The 17,359-nt window shown below is 48.2% G+C and carries 12 protein-coding genes; 3 read left to right on the top strand and 9 right to left on the bottom strand.

Annotated features, from left to right (window positions below; all coding sequences use genetic code 11):
* Positions 1–116 precede the first annotated feature (116 nt).
* Entirely contained in the window at positions 117–1,340 is a 1,224-nt protein-coding gene (locus R3D00_24085; protein ID MEZ4776276.1) for a hypothetical protein, read from the bottom strand.
* Positions 1,341–1,404: 64 nt separating this feature from the next.
* The gene (locus R3D00_24090; GenBank protein MEZ4776277.1) at positions 1,405–2,823 is read right to left on the bottom strand and encodes a glycoside hydrolase family 140 protein; all 1,419 of its coding nucleotides are present in this window, start codon (positions 2,821–2,823) and stop codon (positions 1,405–1,407) included.
* A gap of 106 nt (positions 2,824–2,929) precedes the next feature.
* Between R3D00_24090 and R3D00_24095 the strand changes: the two genes are divergently transcribed.
* Both R3D00_24095 and R3D00_24100 read left to right on the top strand, forming a co-directional pair.
* Entirely contained in the window at positions 2,930–5,614 is a 2,685-nt protein-coding gene (locus R3D00_24095) for a DUF1553 domain-containing protein (GenBank protein ID MEZ4776278.1), read from the top strand.
* A 20-nt stretch (positions 5,615–5,634) separates the two neighbouring features.
* Positions 5,635–7,119 carry a DUF1501 domain-containing protein gene (locus R3D00_24100; GenBank protein ID MEZ4776279.1) on the top strand — a complete coding sequence of 495 codons (1,485 nt, stop codon included), beginning with the start codon at positions 5,635–5,637 and terminating at the stop codon, positions 7,117–7,119.
* Positions 7,120–7,925: 806 nt separating this feature from the next.
* Here R3D00_24100 and R3D00_24105 read toward each other — a convergent pair.
* The 3 genes from R3D00_24105 to R3D00_24115 are packed head-to-tail and all read right to left on the bottom strand — an operon-like array spanning position 7,926 to position 10,702.
* Entirely contained in the window at positions 7,926–9,488 is a 1,563-nt protein-coding gene (locus R3D00_24105) for an SUMF1/EgtB/PvdO family nonheme iron enzyme (GenBank protein ID MEZ4776280.1), read from the bottom strand.
* Positions 9,472–10,101: a Uma2 family endonuclease gene (locus tag R3D00_24110; protein ID MEZ4776281.1), complete on the bottom strand. Its 630-nt coding sequence runs from the start codon at positions 10,099–10,101 to the stop codon at positions 9,472–9,474. Before R3D00_24110 ends, R3D00_24105 begins: the two co-directional genes overlap by 17 nt.
* 16 nt (positions 10,102–10,117) lie before the next feature.
* Positions 10,118–10,702, bottom strand: coding sequence for a Uma2 family endonuclease (locus tag R3D00_24115; GenBank protein ID MEZ4776282.1), 585 nt, complete (start codon positions 10,700–10,702; stop codon positions 10,118–10,120).
* 276 nt (positions 10,703–10,978) lie between these two features.
* Here R3D00_24115 and R3D00_24120 point away from each other — a divergent pair, with 276 nt between their 5' ends.
* Positions 10,979–11,947, top strand: a complete 969-nt coding sequence (locus R3D00_24120) for a sugar phosphate isomerase/epimerase family protein (protein ID MEZ4776283.1) — start codon at positions 10,979–10,981, stop codon at positions 11,945–11,947.
* Here the strand turns inward: R3D00_24120 and R3D00_24125 are convergent.
* The 4 genes from R3D00_24125 to uvrA all read right to left on the bottom strand — a co-directional run bounded on the left by R3D00_24125 (position 11,941) and on the right by uvrA (position 17,184).
* On the bottom strand, positions 11,941–12,825 hold the full coding sequence (locus tag R3D00_24125) for a ChaN family lipoprotein (protein MEZ4776284.1): 885 nt from the start codon (positions 12,823–12,825) through the stop codon (positions 11,941–11,943). The two genes, R3D00_24120 and R3D00_24125, sit on opposite strands and share 7 nt — an antisense overlap.
* A 39-nt stretch (positions 12,826–12,864) precedes the next feature.
* Complete coding sequence (locus R3D00_24130) at positions 12,865–13,278, bottom strand: hypothetical protein (protein MEZ4776285.1); 414 nt, start codon at positions 13,276–13,278, stop codon at positions 12,865–12,867.
* Between the two features lie 40 nt (positions 13,279–13,318).
* Positions 13,319–14,308, bottom strand: coding sequence for a DUF4412 domain-containing protein (locus tag R3D00_24135; GenBank protein MEZ4776286.1), 990 nt, complete (start codon positions 14,306–14,308; stop codon positions 13,319–13,321).
* Between the two features lie 119 nt (positions 14,309–14,427).
* The gene (gene uvrA / locus R3D00_24140) at positions 14,428–17,184 is read right to left on the bottom strand and encodes an excinuclease ABC subunit UvrA (protein MEZ4776287.1); all 2,757 of its coding nucleotides are present in this window, start codon (positions 17,182–17,184) and stop codon (positions 14,428–14,430) included.
* Positions 17,185–17,359: the final 175 nt, after the last annotated feature.

The raw sequence follows: 17,359 nt of genomic DNA on the forward strand, positions 1-17,359 counted from the left end.
AATCAGCAAAAAACTGCAACACAGGGACAAATCCAAATCAAAAGGTGTATTATCCGGCAGAAATTATCCACAGGTTCAAAACATAATTCTGCGGTTTTATTCTGCTCATTTTCTGGTCAAAAAAGCATACCTGCGGAGAGTGAAACAGTCTGAAACCATGCCGTAGGCATAGGTGTACCGCTGGCGTCCAAAAGATATGGCGCAAAGCCATAAACGACTTCCCCCAAAACAATTCTTTTACCCAAAGGAAAATCCACCCCTCCGCCGATCAGGTAATTGATATAAAAATTCCTTTGCTCAAGATCGCTAAACGTAGTGACAATCCCTGGCTCCAATGTATGCACACGCAGGGTTTCCCAACTTACAAACCGATTCATGCCCAATCCGCCAATAACATAGGGTCCACGTCCCCTCCGTGAAAATGAATATCGCAGATACACAGGCACCTCTATTCGTGAAGATGTAACCGTAACTTCCTGAAGATCAACCAGACCGGGCTCTTCTCTCAGCCGTGAATATTTATTGGTAGCTGAATAATAGGTGACGCCTGTACGAACAGATGCTTTTTGGGTAAGCGCAGGAAAGGAAAGTTCAACCAATGCCGAGGGGACAAAGGAAAAACTGATCTCCGGAGAGCCGAATTCTGTAAAAACATACCGCGCACTGCTTCCCGGTATCATATCAAATACAGAACCCATCCCACCAACAGAAATGCCCAGACGGACTTTCATTTTATCGGTTTCATGTTTATAGATTTCCATCCTTGCAGAACTGCATTCTGCGTAGTTTTCAAACAAACGCGCCAGGCTTTCCAGGTTAAAACCTGTTGCTTTTAAATAGCGGTCGATCTCATGGCAACCGATCATTTTGGCACGCAGCAGATACTTATACTCTTCCCGGTCTTTGGCGAATGTGCGGTTATCGACATGCACCTTTTCCTGGCTTAAAATCAGTTCTTCCAGTTTTCCTCCCGACTCGACAAAATAAGTATCCCGATAATATAAAAGGCTGTATTTGCCTCTGACTTTGTATTGGAGGAAAACCGTCTTTTGGTCGGCATTCTGACCTGAACGAAAAACTGCACCATCTAAAGAACCATACCCGCGGATTTCTTCAGGAGAAAAATTCTGCTCTTCCCCCTCACTGGAGATCTTAAAAACACATCTTGATGTATTAAACACATGATCCTGAAGAAAGACCAGACCCGGTAAAGAATCATTTCCCAGAGTCAGAATATATCCCTCGTTAAATCTGTCCTTTGCTGAATTTGACTGGCTGCGAACCAAGCCAAACGACAATAAGATTCCAACAAACAGCGCACAGGGTAGTAGTTTTCTCATATCAACGATTTGCATCAAATATAATGATTGGCCGGAATTATGCGAATAGTCCTCCGGCAGGAACTTATTCTCCGCCAGGCGCAGCATATCCTTTTGCCGCATCATCAATGACCAGCACCCAGTCTGGCCCGCCCATCTCCTTGCGAAGACGCTTATCCCATGGCAGAGAGAATGTACCTGTATTGGGGAATGTGCCATTAAAATAAGTCATTCCATTGCGCGGATTATACCACCATACGTTCAGATTTTCGCCTGCAATCGACTGAGTATTCACCAAAATTTTATAAGGATAGGGATAATAGATCATCAGATACGAAGCATCTTTTCCTCCCGGCGTACCGTCGCGGGTAGCCTGTATATGGTTGGCCCCCACGCCTTCCGCCGGCCAGCTGGGCCCATCTGACAGCAATACCGACTGATCCGGGATGCGGGAAAGATACGGCCGCGACAACATCAGATTTTTCAAATACTGAAGATGCGAAGAGCCCGGAGCTACTAACGCCTCCAGCCAGTACATATCCGCATATACAATGGGCGTCCGGCCTTTGTCAAACATTTGCCAGATACTATTATGACCGTAAGTAATGCCGCACCCTCCCGCAAAAACCGACCAGTATGAAGCCCTGCGCACATCAAAATCATCAAATTTAGGCCCAGCTTCACTGAAACCCACCCGAATCCCTTCGTAATTGGGCTCGCCATCCAACACCGGTTTGGCCGGCGTGCGCGCATAGTCGCGGGCAATCATATCGTAATTGGGCGCACCGGGATGCATATGTCCCGATTGCAACATGTTGAAATCCAGCCACGGAGCTTCGTGAAGCACTTCGCCCGACGAACGCCCCCCATAAATATGATACGTCATCAGCCGGCCACCATCGCCCTTGTGTGTCCCCAATGCCATTTGATCCCAGATTTCTTCATACCCCTCCGGCCCTCTGTCTCCGCCAAATATCCAGATGATGTTGGTATGTTTTTTAAGCCTTTCACCCAGATATTTTCCGTAAGAGAAAGCCGTCTCCGGTGTAAATAGCGAAAGGTTTTCAAAAAGCGGATGAGGTTTATTTTCAACGTGAGAACCCCAGGTAGGCAAAATAGCCATATAAAGACCGTATTCCGCAGCTTTCCCCACAGCGTAATCTACCAGGTCGAAAAATGCTTCATTGGGTTTGGTTACATCTGTGCCATCAAACGGAAGGTTACCTTCTGCGTTGGGAACAGTCACCCCATCCAGTTCGCCCAGCACCACCGCCTGTACCATCGTAAAACCCTTTGTAGCGCGATTGCGAAAATAGAGATCCATTTCGTCCCGGTTAAGCCGGTGAAATAATTCCCAGGCGGTATCTCCCAGATAAAAAAACGGCTGGCCATCTTCCGTGATGAGAAACCGCCCATTTTCACTGACTTTGAGACGAGGAAGTTGGGCATGGAGGAAATTTACAGCTGCAAAAGCCAGCAGGAAAAACAGGGCTGGGTATTTCATAAGTAATACTTTCGTTAAATTTATTCATTCCTACCGAAAACACATTTACCGATAGGTATAAAAACAAAAAGTAAGGGTTATATTCATACTATCAATCGTTTCTACCTTGGCTATCAGGACTTCTACATTATTACTTTTCCTCGCGGCTTTGACAGCCTGCAGTTTGCCCGGATCAAAAGAGGTAAGCTACAATCGGGATATTCGCCCCATTCTCAACAAAAACTGCCTTTCCTGCCACGGTGGGGTGAAAAAATCGGGGGAATTCAGCCTCTTGTTTCGCGATGAGGCAATGGATACTACCGAGTCGGGAAAATTGGCCATTATCCCTGGCGACAGCAAACACAGCGAACTCATCATTCGCCTCCGCCATCACGACCCGGAGAAAAGAATGCCGCTGGAAAAAGAGCCCCTCACCGAAGCACAAATCCATCTGATCGAAAAATGGATAGACCAGGGCGCAAAATGGGAAGACCACTGGGCTTATGTAGCGCCGGATACTGCCATTCGCCCGCCCAAGGTTTCGCTTGCAGGAAGATCGCTCACAGATCTCGATAAATTTCTCCTGAAAAAACTGAAAGAAGAAAACCTCTCGTTTTCTCCCGAAGCAGAAAAACCTGCGCTCCTCCGGCGGCTTTCCCTTGATCTTACAGGACTTCCTCCCACAGAAAAAGAACTCACCCGTTTTCTGGATGACCACTCGCCCGAAGCCTGGGAAAACATGGTGGACTATTACCTCAACTCCCCCCACTTCGGAGAAAGATGGGCATCCATGTGGCTTGACCTGGCGCGTTATGCAGACTCCAAGGGCTACGAAAAAGACCTCAACCGCTCCATCTGGAAATACCGCGACTGGGTGATACAGGCATACAATCAGGACATGCCTTTTGATTCGTTTACCATCTACCAGCTCGCCGGAGATTTGATCCCACATCCGACGGAAACCCAACTGACAGGAACCGCTTTCCACAGAAATACCATGGCCAACGACGAAGGCGGAACCGATGACGAAGAATTTCGCGTGGCGGCAAATATCGAGCGGGTCGGTACAACCGGAGAAGTGTGGATGGGTACAACCATGGGCTGCGTACAATGCCACAGCCACCCCTATGATCCTTTCCGGCATGAAGATTTTTACCGGCTAATGGCATTCTTCAACAATACAGCGGATAAGGACATTTACAACGAACAGCCCAAGATTTTTACTTATGAAGATTCTGTGAAGGGAAAAGTAACAGAGATATTGGATTGGGTAGAAAAAAATACGGAAAAACCATTGGCCCATTCGCCCAGCCGGCACCTTCACAGCCGAACGACAGAAACACTTTATCAGCTCGGATTGCGCCGTGTGGAAGCAGAAGAATATCAGGGGCACAGCCGTTTTATCGAACTTACCTCCCCCGATCAGTTGTCCGTATTTCAGATTCAGGATTCTTCGTGGATCATGTATGACAATATTGACCTGACCCATGTCGGGCAAATGAGCTTTCGCGTAGCCAGTCAGAAAGCCGGCGGGTGGATTGATATTTATGCAGATTCCCTATACGGACAAAAGCTGGCCACGCTGAAAGTGCCCGTTACCCAAAACTGGAACAAATGGCAAACTATCCAGGCAAATATTCGCCCGACTGAAGGCAAACACGCCGTATATCTATTTTTCAGGATGAATGGAATCCCAGAGTCAGATCTGTTCAGGCTAGACTGGCTGGAGTACCACCTCAACCAACCCGAATGGCAGCAATACGGGCCGGAAATGAAAGAAAAGCTGGAAGTGCTTGCCGCCATCCCTACGATACAAACGCCCATTCTCCGCGAACTTCAGGGCACCCAACGGCGAAAAACCTACCACTTTTTGCGCGGCAACTGGATGACACCGGGAGAAGAAGTTTCGCCGGATGTACCTGCCACCCTGCCTCCGCTGCCTTCCGACCAGCCCAGAGACCGTCTGGCTTTGGCAAAATGGATGACCCGCCCCGACCACCCGCTCACCAGTCGTGTCTATGTCAACCGCATATGGGCGCAGATATTTGGAACCGGCATCGTCGAAACCACCGAAGACTTCGGCACTCAGGCCCCATTGCCCAGCCACCCCGAATTGCTCGACTGGCTGGCCGTTACCTTTGTGAGAAAACACCACTGGTCCACCAAAGCGCTGACCAAAGAAATTGTCATGTCAACCGCCTACCGGCAGGTGTCTGTTTCGACACCAGAACTCATCGCCAAAGACCCGGCCAACCGCCTGCTTGCGCGGGGCCCCAGAGTGCGTTTGTCCGCCGAACAAATCCGCGACCAGGCGCTGACCGTAAGCGGACTCCTCGACGAACAAACCGGAGGCCCGCCCGTGCTGTTGAACATTCCCGACGCACGAACGGTCGATCCTTACAAACAGGCCAATCTTATCAGCTATCAGCCCTACCGCCGCACACTGTACAACTTCTGGAAACGGACAATTCCCACCTCCATGCTCACCACTTTTGATGCGCCCGTCAGAGATTTTTGCGTGTCGCGCAGGATTCGCACCAACACACCGCTTCAGGCTTTGGTTTTGCTCAACGACTCCGTCTTTTTTGACGCAGCAGTTGTGTTGGGTGAATGGATGGAAGCCCGGAAAGAATCCCCCGAAACAGCTATAAAAAAGGCCTACCAGAAAGTTCTTTTCCGGGAACCCGATACATTGAGAATGCAAACGCTGCTTCGACTATACGAAGAAACAGAAAATACCGGAGACGCTCCCTGCGGCTATACCATGGTCGCCAACACCCTGTTGAACCTCGATCTTTTTGTCAATAAATAACACCTCCCCAATCATCCACAATGAATCACTCCGCGCAATATCACCTCGACATTTCCCGCTACAATACGCGGCGGCAGTTTTTGAGAAAATGTGTCACCGGGCTGGGAGGATTTGCCCTGGGTTCGCTCCTCGGTTGCGGGCATGAAACCAACCCATTAGTCAGTCTGGCCGGTGATTTGGGTATGGGAACCAATCCCCTCGCCGCGGCCCCTTCTCACTTCGCGCCACGCGCCAAACGCGTCATTTTCCTTCACATGGCAGGCGCCCCCTCCCAACTGGAACTCTTTGACTACAAACCCACGCTGCACAAACTCGACGGGCAGCCTTGTCCGCCCTCATTGCTGGAAGGCAAACGGTTTGCCTTCCTCAAAGGCATTCCCAACCTGTTAGGTCCACAGACACAATTTGCCCAATACGGCGAATCGCGGACCTGGGTCTCGGAGTTTTTGCCGCACTTTTCGCAGTGGGTGGACGAAGTATCCATTCTCAAAGCCATGCACACCGACGAGTTTAATCACGCGCCGGCGCAGTTTTACATGCACACCGGAAGTCCGCGGGTAGGCCGTCCAAGCATGGGTTCGTGGGTAGCTTATGGGCTGGGAGCAGAAAATGAAAACCTCCCCGCATTTGTCGTATTGCTTTCCGGGCCCATCGATGTGAGCGCGGGGAAAAGCGTCTGGGGCAGCGGATTTTTGCCCACGGTTTACCAGGGCGTGCAGTGCCATTCGGTAGGCGATCCGGTAGCAGACCTCGCCAATCCGGCGGGCGTGAGTGGCAACCTGCGCCGAAAAACCGTGGAAGCCATTAACCAGATCAACCAACGCGAATACGAAGAAGTCGGCGATCCCGAAATTCTAAGCCGCATCTCCCAGTACGAGCTCGCCTTCCGCATGCAGACATCTGTGCCCGAGACGATGAATATCGACGACGAGCCCGCCTATATCCACGAAATGTACGGCACCGAACCCGGCAAAAAATCATTTGCCAACAACTGCCTGCTCGCCCGCAAGCTGGTGGAGAAAGGCGTGCGGTTTGTGCAGTTGTTTGACCGCCGTTGGGATCACCACGGCACAGGCAAAGGCAACGGCGTCAACGACGGACTGAAAAACGCCTGTGAAACCACAGACAAGCCCGTAGCCGCCCTGCTCACCGACCTGAAGCAGCGCGGCCTGCTGGACGAAACCCTCGTCATCTGGGGCGGAGAGTTTGGCCGCACGCCCATGATGGAAACCCGCGCTTCGGCGGACTACCGGGGGCGCGACCACCACACCGACGCATTCACGATGTGGATGGCCGGCGGCGGCATACGAAAGGGATTTACTTTCGGCGAAACCGATGAAATCGGCTTTTCAGGAATAAAGGACAGAGTTCATATCCACGACCTGCAAGCCACGATACTGCACTGTCTGGGCCTGGACCACGAGCGGCTGACATTTCCGTTTCAGGGTCGGAATTTTCGTCTGACCGATGTGCACGGCCACGTCGTGCGGGATATTTTGGGGTGAATGAATGGATAATTTTGGGGGTGACCGACATTTGTGCTACCGACATTACGGTCCTCCGGACCTTGTGTCAGCGACACATGATTTATTGTGCCGAAGGCACGAGGTCCGGAGGACCATAATTTCGGTAGCCTCTCAGGTACATTTGACCTCTCCGAGCCAAAGGCTTCCGAGGGTCTTGCCTGACGGTAAATGATTACAGCCACTTCCAAAAAGTTTCTTTTCTTCAGACGCAGTCTGGACTCCGGAGGAGTCATATGTTTGTAGCCACATGGCGACCCACAATAGATATTTCACCCATTGCGCGCGCCGATGCGCGCTTTTTGCGACCGGGGCTTCGAGTAACCTCAGCCGCCGGTAGATATTGCGCCGATGCGCACCCAAAAACCGGTGGGTGAGGCCCTCTTTCCGGTGGGTGAGGCCCTCTTTCCGGTGGGTGAGCGGAGTCGAACCCACCGGAACCGCGCGCCGCAGCGCACATTTTGCTGGAAACATTTTGGGGGGTGACCTACGGCTACAAATCGAAGATGCCTCAGGTACATTTGACCTCTCCGAGCCAAAGGCTTCCGAGGGTCTTGCCTGACGGTAAATGATTACAGCCACTTCCAAAAATGTCTCTTTTCTTCAGGCATAGCCTGGACTCCGGAGGAGTCATATGTTTGTAGCCACATGGCGACCCACAATAGATATTTCACCCATTGCGCGCGCCGATGCGCGCTGTGAACAAGGTCGGCTAAGCCGACACAACATTGCAAAAAAAAACCATTCAAAAGGTAAGTTTAAGATCCCATTAAGGGAAAATCTAAAAATTAATCAGTCTTGGCGGGGCGAAATCCTAGGTTGATGAGGCGGTTGTCCGGCGCAACGCCGCTGCGGCGGCGCAAAACGCCCGCGACGAAGTACCAACTACCCCCGCGGCGCACGCGGAACCAGCCCTTTTCAGGACCTTGTGGATCGGACATATCCGAGGAGGGATAATCCCCATACCAATCCCCACACCAATCCCAGACATTCCCGCTCATATCGCACAACCCCAACCTATTGGGCTTTTTCTGGCCCACAGGGTGCATCTGCCCACCTGAATTACTGATGTACCAAGTATAATCCTCCAATTCACTTTCTTTATCCATTCCTGGATACTCCATGCGATGGGCCGAGCTGCCACCCGCCGCATACTCCCACTCCGCCTCCGTCGGTAAACGCCACCGCTGACCTGTTTGCTCGCTTAGCCACTCGCAATAGGCCACCGCATCGTACCAGCTTACTCCGACAATGGGGAGATTCTCTATCCCATTAAGCTTATTGTATCCTCTTTTTGTGTACTGATCATTTTTACCCGTTTCGAAATGATAATCACTTCCTTCTTCCAACCATTCCGGCCAGTGGCTATTTGTCGTTTCGCAAAACGCCAGATATTGCCCCACTGTCACTGCCGTCTTGCTCAGCCAGAAGTCACTCACTGTAACCTTATATTCACCACGCTCAAACGTCCCCCCTATGATCTTTATCATCTCCGGGAGACTGCTTACTTTGCTTTTTGCCAGGGTATCCCGCCAGAAGGTCTCTTCTTCGTTAAAAACTGCTTCCCGCAGATCAAAAACAAATTGCCCGCCCAGATGACTGGTTTTGTCGAGAACACCACCTACAGGGGTTTGGTCCGCATTGTAAGTCGTGATTTTACTTACATATTGGACTAGTTCGCTGACCGGAAATCGGGGGGAATTATTTTCCCGAAGATAAGTCAGCAAACTTTGGGCAAATGGACTGGAACCCCCGATCGGCCCATCAGAAACGAGTTCGACCAATCCGGCTGCCAGTCCCCACCGGGAAGGTAAACGGTCCACTTTATCAGCCAATGCTTTGATTTTTAATACTTCTGCATCGCGGTGTAGCAGCGAACCAGAAAAACAACTATCCACAATCAATAAAGTATGATGAGCCTGAATAGCGGAGATATAATCCCGGATGGTGGTATTGGAAATCAGGTCAGAAAATTTTTCCTTTCGCGCATCAACCGGGATCAGATAGCCGATTTTCATCACTTTGCGATAATATCCGTGCCCGGCAAAGTATATCAGCAGGTTGTCTGCCGGAGTAACTTTTGCCGTCAATTCGTCCAGCGCATCTATGATCCCCTCACGTGTGGCTTCTTTATCAAAAAGAGTCCGAACATCCCCTGGCTCAAACCTGTACCGTTCCGTCAGCACCTCCACAAGTCTATTGGAATCACTTACAGGGTTATTCAGCTTCTGAAAATGCGCATACTGATCTATCCCAATCACCAGCAGGTGATTGCGGCGGGGTTTAACGGGTGTTTCGCCGTGTTTGCCAGGATATTCAAAACTGCGCTTTGTATCAGTATCCGGAGTCATTTTCAGCCATTTCTTCTTCCGTCATGCTGATTTCGGGGTCGAAGGTTATGCCTTCGTATATCGCAGACACGGCAATGCGGGTTTCCAGTTCGGGAAGATCGATATATTGATCCATATTTTCATAAAAAACAACCTCCCAGTTTCCCTCTGAAAGTCGGCGGTAGTGGTGAATCGCACATTCCGTTTGCTCGACAATGAGATAATGCCGTAATGAGGTCAGGTTGAGGTATTCGCGAAGTTTGATTCCTAAATCTCTGGCCACTGTACTGTCAGAAAGAACCTCGATGACGATCACAGGGTTTCGCACGCCATTTTGCGCCTGAAGATCAAGCGGCTGGCAGGTGACAACCCCGTCGGGGTAAAAATATTTTTTGCCGTCGGGGCGAAAGACTTTCGTCTCCTGAAATCGGGCTTTACAGCCTTTCTTTCTGGCAGAAGGCGCAATTTGAAGGGTAAGATTGGTACAAAGGTCGCTATGCCTGTTGCTGGCTCCCGCCAGACAGACGATTTCTCCGTCGTAGTATTCATAGCGGAGTTCGCTTTCCTGCTCCAATTGGATATAGGTTTCCCAGGAATATAGTTCGGGGGAGTTATATGTGGGTTGGTTTTTCATATATGTGCATATAAAGCTATTCTGTCATAAATTCCATTCCAAAATAAATATCTGCTACACTTAGTTTGATTCCTAAAGAGGGTAATTCGACCGTTTGATCAGATTCGCTTAGTGTCTGTATTCTCCAGGTATCATCTTCTGTCCGGGAAAATACTTCTATTAAAACTTTGTGCTGACTTACCAGCACATACTCTCTCAGGCTGGGTAATTGCCGATAGGCCCAAAACTTTTCCCCCCGGTCGAGGGATTCTGTTCCTTCCGAAAGGATTTCCACGACCAGCACCGGATTGGTAATTGCCTGCGTCTCTTTATGATCTCTTTCCACCGGGCCACATACCACAGAAAGATCAGGATAAAACCTTCGCCTTGCCGACTGAATCGCCACTTTTACGTCGCTGCTGAATGTACGACAGGGTTTTCCCGCAGCACGAAGGGCATTATTCAGGGCTGTGCCTGTATTCACCTGAAGCTGTCCATATTCCGGAGTCCCTCCTGCCATGGCGAGAATATGCCCATCGTAATATTCATACCGTTCCTTCAAACTGGCTTCAATTTCAATATACGTCTCCAGTGTGGTGGGAAGTATGGCTTTTTGCCCCATAGTTTCTTCTGTTTCTCCTACTAAAATACAGAAATTTATCCTTTTTTCAATTTATACTCATCAGAGGAAACTGGTTGACAAACATTCTGAATGGTTATCAGCGTAACGCCCCGTTGACTTAAACCACGAATGTCACGAATGCACACAAATCTTCTGGCAAACACATCTTCGAACCTCCTTTTTCTTTGAGTATATAAGTTACTTCTGTGAAATCGGTGTACCGCTTTGGGATTTGATTTGGTTAATTTGAATATTGGAATCCTAAATACAAACTATATGAAAAACGTTTCCCTTTCCCGCCGAAAAATGCTTGCCGGTATTGGTGGTATTACCGGCCTATCGCTATTTCCCGGCCAACTTTTCAGCCAGTCCGCTGAAGAAACTGCCAGTGCGCTTTCCTCTGTCAAACACAATTTCTCCTTCTGCCTCAATACCAGTACGATTTCCGGGCAAAAGGTGGGGCTTGTCAAAGAAATTGAAATCGCAGCCAAAGCGGGCTATGATGCTATCGAAATCTGGATTCGCTCCATCGACCAGTACCTTGCCGATGGCGGAAATCTCAAAGATCTGAAAAAACGGATCGATGACCTCGGCATCAAAGTCGTTGATGCTATCGGCTTTGCGCCCTGGATCGTCGATGACAACGATACCCGCATCAAAGCGCTGGAACAGGCGAAAAGGGAAATGGATATGCTCGCTCAAATTGGCTGCCCCCGTCTCGCTGCACCTCCCGCTGGTGCTACCAACATAGGCGGCCTCGACTTGTACAAAGCAGCAGAGCGTTTCCGCGCCCTGGTCGAGCTGGGTCAGCAAATGGCGGTAAACCCACAACTGGAAGTATGGGGATTTTCAAAAAATCTTTCCCGACTGAGTGAGGTTTTGTTTGTTGCTGCGGAATGTGGCCATCCCAAAACCAGAATCCTCCCCGATATCTATCACCTCCACAAGGGTGGCTCCGATTTTGACGGGCTTAAGCTGATGAGCGGCCCGTTGATCGAAATTTTCCACATGAATGACTACCCCGCAGAACCTGGCCGGATAGAAATTCAGGATAAAGACCGCATCTATCCCGGAGACGGGGTGGCACCGGTAACCGATGTTTTACGGGATCTCCACCAAGGCGGGACACCCAAAATTCTTTCGCTGGAACTGTTTAACCGCACACTTTGGGAGCAGGATGCTTTGGAGGTAGCCAAAACGGGTCTGGCAAAAATGAAGGAATCCGTCGCGCTGGCAATTCAATAGGTTTTGGTCATGTCTTCCGGTACAACGATATAAAAATCAGCCTTGCCTTTGTTTTCTTCTGCAACTTCTGTGGTAGAAGCCTGCTCTGTAAGGGTGATATTCATAATATTCAGTCCCGGGCGGTAATGATTGAGATACCAGATAATTCCTTCTTTTGAATCGGAATGATAAGATCCGTTCATATGGAAAAAGAGGGTATTTTCAGGCATATTTTCCAGTATAGAATGTGCCATGGTCGCATCCTTTACCGCCTGGGCTGAAATAAAACTTTTTAGCTTCTCCTCATCCATCTGGTGCCCCCCCATCAGACTTTTCATTGCCTGGTATGAGGGCAAATTGTAATCGATGGTAATAGGTATGGGAGCAATAAAAACACGTTCATGTTGCGGCAGGGTATCGAGATAAGAAAGTCCCTGAGAATAGACAATCCGCGCATATCGACGGGGAATATTGGTCCCGATTACAGCAATATTATTCTCTTTACAGTAATCGACTACGGGTCGGTAATCGGTTTCGTAGTTGTTCCAGAGATCAACGCTGTCCTGAAATTGTTTGTCGGTAAGATCGCCCCGGAGATACTGTTCCAGCCGGGCCTGCTGGTTTCTTTCAAACATTTCCATACCGACGACCAGGTTTTTTCCTTCAGGATTTTTATGCAGGTCGCGGGTAAGCTCAAACTCCAGCCAATGGGCGATGGGATTGTTGTGAGACTCGCCAAAGCAAATAACATCTGCATCCGAAAGTTTACGGAGCATTTTGCCGTAGTTGATTTCCTTACCTTTCTGGTCGAAAATCCGGTAGGCCGGTTTTTCCTGCGACATAAGAGGGAAAGCGTAAATGAGGCACAAAAAAAGTACCCACGAAGTGCGTTTTTTCATGCAGCAATATAAAAAAATCCCTGAAAAGGGATAGGATTATTAGATGCGTACTTCTTTTACCTGATAAAAAAATCCGTCGGAAACTTCGAAGAAGTAGGTACCCGAATCGAGATTGCTGACCGTATATTCCAGTCTGCCACTCCGTTCTGGTTCCTGTTGCTCCTGAAGGAGGACATTACCGGTTTCGTCCATTACTCTGATCACGGATTCATCCTGATCGAAAGGGCTAAGTTCTACACGAAGACGCGCAGAGTCATCGCCATCGGGATTAACAATAAAACCAACAGAAGAGCGAGGTTGTGTCGAATGAGATTCGGGATAATGTTTCTTTTCAACAGAGACCATTGTTATGGTATAATGCCAGGTTTGGGAAAAATGTTTAGCAATTGCTATAAAAGCAAAAACCAAGCCAATGAAAATACCCGAACCTAAGAATAAGTCCGGGTATCGCATATTTTTATTTTTAGGATAATACCAGATTGGTATAAAGGGACTATTTTCCAAACATAGAACCCAGTGAGCTCATATCCGTTACGGTAAATCCATCGGTAGAGAAGATGTTTTTATCAACGGATCCAATTTTAAGGTTTTTGATAAAAATATCATGTGTTTCATCTTTTCCTTTGGTCTCTGTATGAGACTCCAGCAAAAACCCTTTGATTTTATAGACATTGGTATAATCGGTCATTCCACCATTGCTGTCTTTGACCTTGATAAAATCAGTAAGAGAGGTAACATCCACATTCAGGTCTTCGGTCAACCACACATGGCTAAGTTCTTTTTCGGTATCCACGATATACTCCTTACACAAATAGCCTTCAATCACACGGGTTTGGCCGGTAGGAGTGATGGTATAGTTTTCCTTATCCACCGAGGTATTGGAGACACCCACTTTAATGTTGGGGATTTTGGTGATCATGGCTGTTTTTTCATTCCCTTTCACAGTTTTCATGGTCGATTTACGGGTCTGACGGTCGTAAATCATAATCATTTCGGTAACCTCATCATCCTGGCTTTCGAGTTCCGTAGCGAATTGAAACTTGTCAATATGATAGGTCATGGATACGGGATTATCTTTTTTCAGTTTTCCGTTTTTGTATTCGGAGCTGGATAAGGTAAAACTTCCGATAAAACTGGAGGGCTGTACTGCCTCATTGGATTCTTCTTCATCCATGGAGATGGAGACTTCACTTTCTTTAGACTTGATGGTTACATTGCCCTGATCATCAGAAGAAATTTCCGTATCGGCTTCGCCATCTCCGTCTGTATCGACTTCACCTGCCTCTTTTTTCTTTTTGTTAAAAATATTGTCCAGCGCATCATCAATGGCATCATCCACTTTTCTGTCTACCCGCTGGTCAACTTTTCTTTTGACTTTATTACCTACATTGATCTGTGCAGAGGCAGGGCTGATTCCTGCAAAAAATGCAAGTAGTAATACAACAATAGTAATTGATTTGAGGGGAGTTTGATTGATCTTCATTTTTAAATTCTAATTAAGATTTTAGGTGTTTAGGTAACGACATTAGACGGAATAAAAATACATACCTGACCTGATCATTAAAAAAAAATATATTTTCTGATAAAAGCGGGCCTTATTTTTCAGAGTTTTTCTTTCAGATATCTGGCGGTATAGGAGGCCGCAATATCCAGCAACCCTTCCGGTTTGCCCTGATACAGCAATTGTCCTCCCTGGTCACCGCCTTCCGGGCCGAGGTCTATGATCCAGTCTGCGCATTTAATCACATCCATATTGTGCTCAATGATCAGCACGGTATTTCCTTTTTCAACCAGTTCATTCATCGCACGAAGCAATTTTTTGATATCATCAAAGTGCAGGCCGGTGGTAGGTTCGTCAAAAATATAAAATGCGCCCTGGGCCAAAGTTGACTGACTGAGAAAGAAAGCCAGTTTCATCCTTTGCGCTTCGCCTCCCGATAAGGTGCTGGTACTCTGCCCCATCCGCAAATACCCCAACCCTACCCTGTCGAGAATCTCCAGTTTCTCTTCCAGTTTGGGCACATTACTGAAAAAACTCATCCCTTCATGAATGGTCATATTCAGGATGTCGTCAATATTCTTACCATTATACTCGACTTCGAGTACATGTTTTTTAAAGCGCTTACCGTGGCAGACATCGCAAAGGAGTTTGACATCGGGCAAAAACTGCATTTCCACTGTCACATATCCTTCTCCCTGACAATTGTCACAGCGACCGCCTTCTATATTAAAAGAGAAATCACCGGGCTTCAGCGCTTTGATTTTGGCGATCTGCTGTTTGGCAAACAGATCGCGTATGTGGTCATAGGCTTTGATATAAGTAACGGGATTGGATCTGCTGCTGCGGCCAATGGGCTGTTGATCGACCATTTCCACCAACTTGATCTGATCTGCGTCGCCGGTTAGTGATTTCAGAAATCCTCCTCTTTCGCCCGGCTGACTGAGTTTTTTCCGAAGCGCAGGATACAGAATTTTTTCGATCAGGGTAGTTTTTCCTGATCCGCTCACCCCTGTTACGACTGTAATACCATAGAGCGGGATTTCCACATCCACCCCTTTGAGGTTATGCATACGGGCACCTTCCAATTTGATACGGCTCGCCTGTTTTCTTCTGAATGCAGGAACAGGAATAGAATCCTTACCCGTAAGATAATTTGCTGTTAGGGTATTGGCATTTGCCAGATCTGCATATTTTCCGTTGAAAACAATTTCACCGCCTAGTTCTCCTGCACCCGGACCAAGGTCGATCAGCTGGTCTGCTTTTTTCATGATCCCTTCATCGTGTTCGACCACAACCACGGTATTGCCCTGATCGCGGAGCGATTCAAGTACATCGATCAGTTTGTCGGTATCTCTGGCATGAAGGCCGATACTGGGTTCGTCCAGAATATACATCGACCCCACCAACCCGCTGCCAAGAGAAGTTGCCAGTCGGATCCGCTGCATTTCGCCACCGGAGAGGGTATTGATTTTCCGGTTGAGGGAAAGGTACCCCACCCCCACTTTGCTGAGGTATTCGAGACGGGCGATAATTTCAGAAAGCACCCGCTTGGCGATAATCTGATCCGTATCATCGAGATTCAGCCCCTTGATGACCGGAAGCAGATCGGAGAGTTGCATAAACAGAAAATCGCTGATGGAGTGTCCATCCACCTTTACATATTCTGCATCTTTACGAATACGGCTGCCTTTACAATCAGGACAGTGGGTATAACCTCTGAATCTGGCAAGCATCACCCGGTATTGTATTTTATGAGGCTGCGAGGCGAGGTATTCGAAAAAACTGTTGATCCCACCTACGCCCCTCACCCCTTTCCACAACATATCCTTTTCAGCTTCGGACAGATCGAGGTAAGCGCGATGGATGGGGAACCCGGCGGGTGATGCTACCTCCATCCACTCTTCCTGAAAACGGCCCATACTTTCACCGCGCCAGGGCGCAACGGCACCTTCATAGACCGACATACTTTGGTCGGGGATGACGAGTTCTTCATCTATACCGAGAATACGGCCAAAGCCTTCACAGGTAGCGCAGGCGCCATAAGGATTGTTGAAGCTGAAAAAATTGACCGATGGCCGTTCGAAGGCAATACCATCAGCCTCAAATCTTTCAGAAAACATACGGGGTGCCCCATCATTAATAGAAATGATACAGGAGCCCAGGCCTTCCTGATAGGCGGTTTGTACACTGTCGGACAGACGGCTGCGGAGATCGCTGAGGCTTTCAGTGTTGAGGATCAGACGATCTACCAGAATTACCAACGAATCTTTGGGCGATTTTTCAGCATTTTCAATTTCTTCTTCAATAAACCTTACCTCATTATCTATGAAAATACGGGTAAACCCTTTTTGGAGCGAAAGTTCAAGTTCTGCCTTATATCCTTTGGACCGGATTTTTGTTTCAGCGAGTATAAGAATCCGGCTGCCCGCTTCGTTGTCCATAATATAATCCACAACGTCACTCACAGCATCACTAGTGACCAATTTTCCGGACACTGGTGAATAAGTTTTGCCCGCACGGGCAAAAAGCAGCTTCAAAAAGTCATAAATTTCGGTCACAGTGCCTACTGTAGAGCGCGGATTGGAGGTACTTACCTTCTGTTGAATAGCCATTGCCGGCGAAATTCCCTGAATATAGTCCACATCAGGCTTCTCCATCCTATCGAGAAACTGCCGGGCATAGGAGCTGAGACTTTCCACATAACGACGCTGACCCTCAGCGTATAAGGTATCAAAAGCAAGGGAAGATTTGCCGGAGCCACTCACTCCAGTCACCACAACGAGCCGTTCACGGTCAATTTTTAACGAAACATTCTTCAAATTATTGACTCTGGCATTCTTTATGTATATATGTTCCATGTTGGATATTACGTTATGAGATTTGGAAAGGATTGCATCTATTTTTATATTTGATAATCTAAACCAGGGTCATATCTATCTTTAAGTCAAAATACGATACACCATGCGGCTGATCGCAGTTTTTCCCTAACGCGATAACAGTGCGTAGAACTTAACAGACTCGTATGACAAATAT

The sequence above is a fragment of the Bacteroidia bacterium genome, from assembly GCA_041391665.1.
In the GTDB taxonomy this organism is placed as follows: domain Bacteria; phylum Bacteroidota; class Bacteroidia; order J057; family J057; genus JAGQVA01.

Bases quoted from the DNA above. Each gene is read 5' to 3' on its own strand.
- R3D00_24110 (MEZ4776281.1), bottom strand. From the start codon at position 10,101: ATGAAAAACCAACCCACATATAACTCCCCCGAACTATATTCCTGGGAA.
- R3D00_24090 (MEZ4776277.1), bottom strand. From the start codon at position 2,823: ATGAAATACCCAGCCCTGTTTTTCCTGCTGGCTTTTGCAGCTGTAAAT.
- uvrA (MEZ4776287.1), bottom strand. From the start codon at position 17,184: ATGGAACATATATACATAAAGAATGCCAGAGTCAATAATTTGAAGAAT.
- R3D00_24130 (MEZ4776285.1), bottom strand. From the start codon at position 13,278: ATGCGATACCCGGACTTATTCTTAGGTTCGGGTATTTTCATTGGCTTG.
- R3D00_24100 (MEZ4776279.1), top strand. From the start codon at position 5,635: ATGAATCACTCCGCGCAATATCACCTCGACATTTCCCGCTACAATACG.
- R3D00_24135 (MEZ4776286.1), bottom strand. From the start codon at position 14,308: ATGAAGATCAATCAAACTCCCCTCAAATCAATTACTATTGTTGTATTA.
- R3D00_24115 (MEZ4776282.1), bottom strand. From the start codon at position 10,702: ATGGGGCAAAAAGCCATACTTCCCACCACACTGGAGACGTATATTGAA.
- R3D00_24105 (MEZ4776280.1), bottom strand. From the start codon at position 9,488: ATGACTCCGGATACTGATACAAAGCGCAGTTTTGAATATCCTGGCAAA.
- R3D00_24120 (MEZ4776283.1), top strand. From the start codon at position 10,979: ATGAAAAACGTTTCCCTTTCCCGCCGAAAAATGCTTGCCGGTATTGGT.
- R3D00_24125 (MEZ4776284.1), bottom strand. From the start codon at position 12,825: ATGAAAAAACGCACTTCGTGGGTACTTTTTTTGTGCCTCATTTACGCT.
- R3D00_24085 (MEZ4776276.1), bottom strand. From the start codon at position 1,340: ATGAGAAAACTACTACCCTGTGCGCTGTTTGTTGGAATCTTATTGTCG.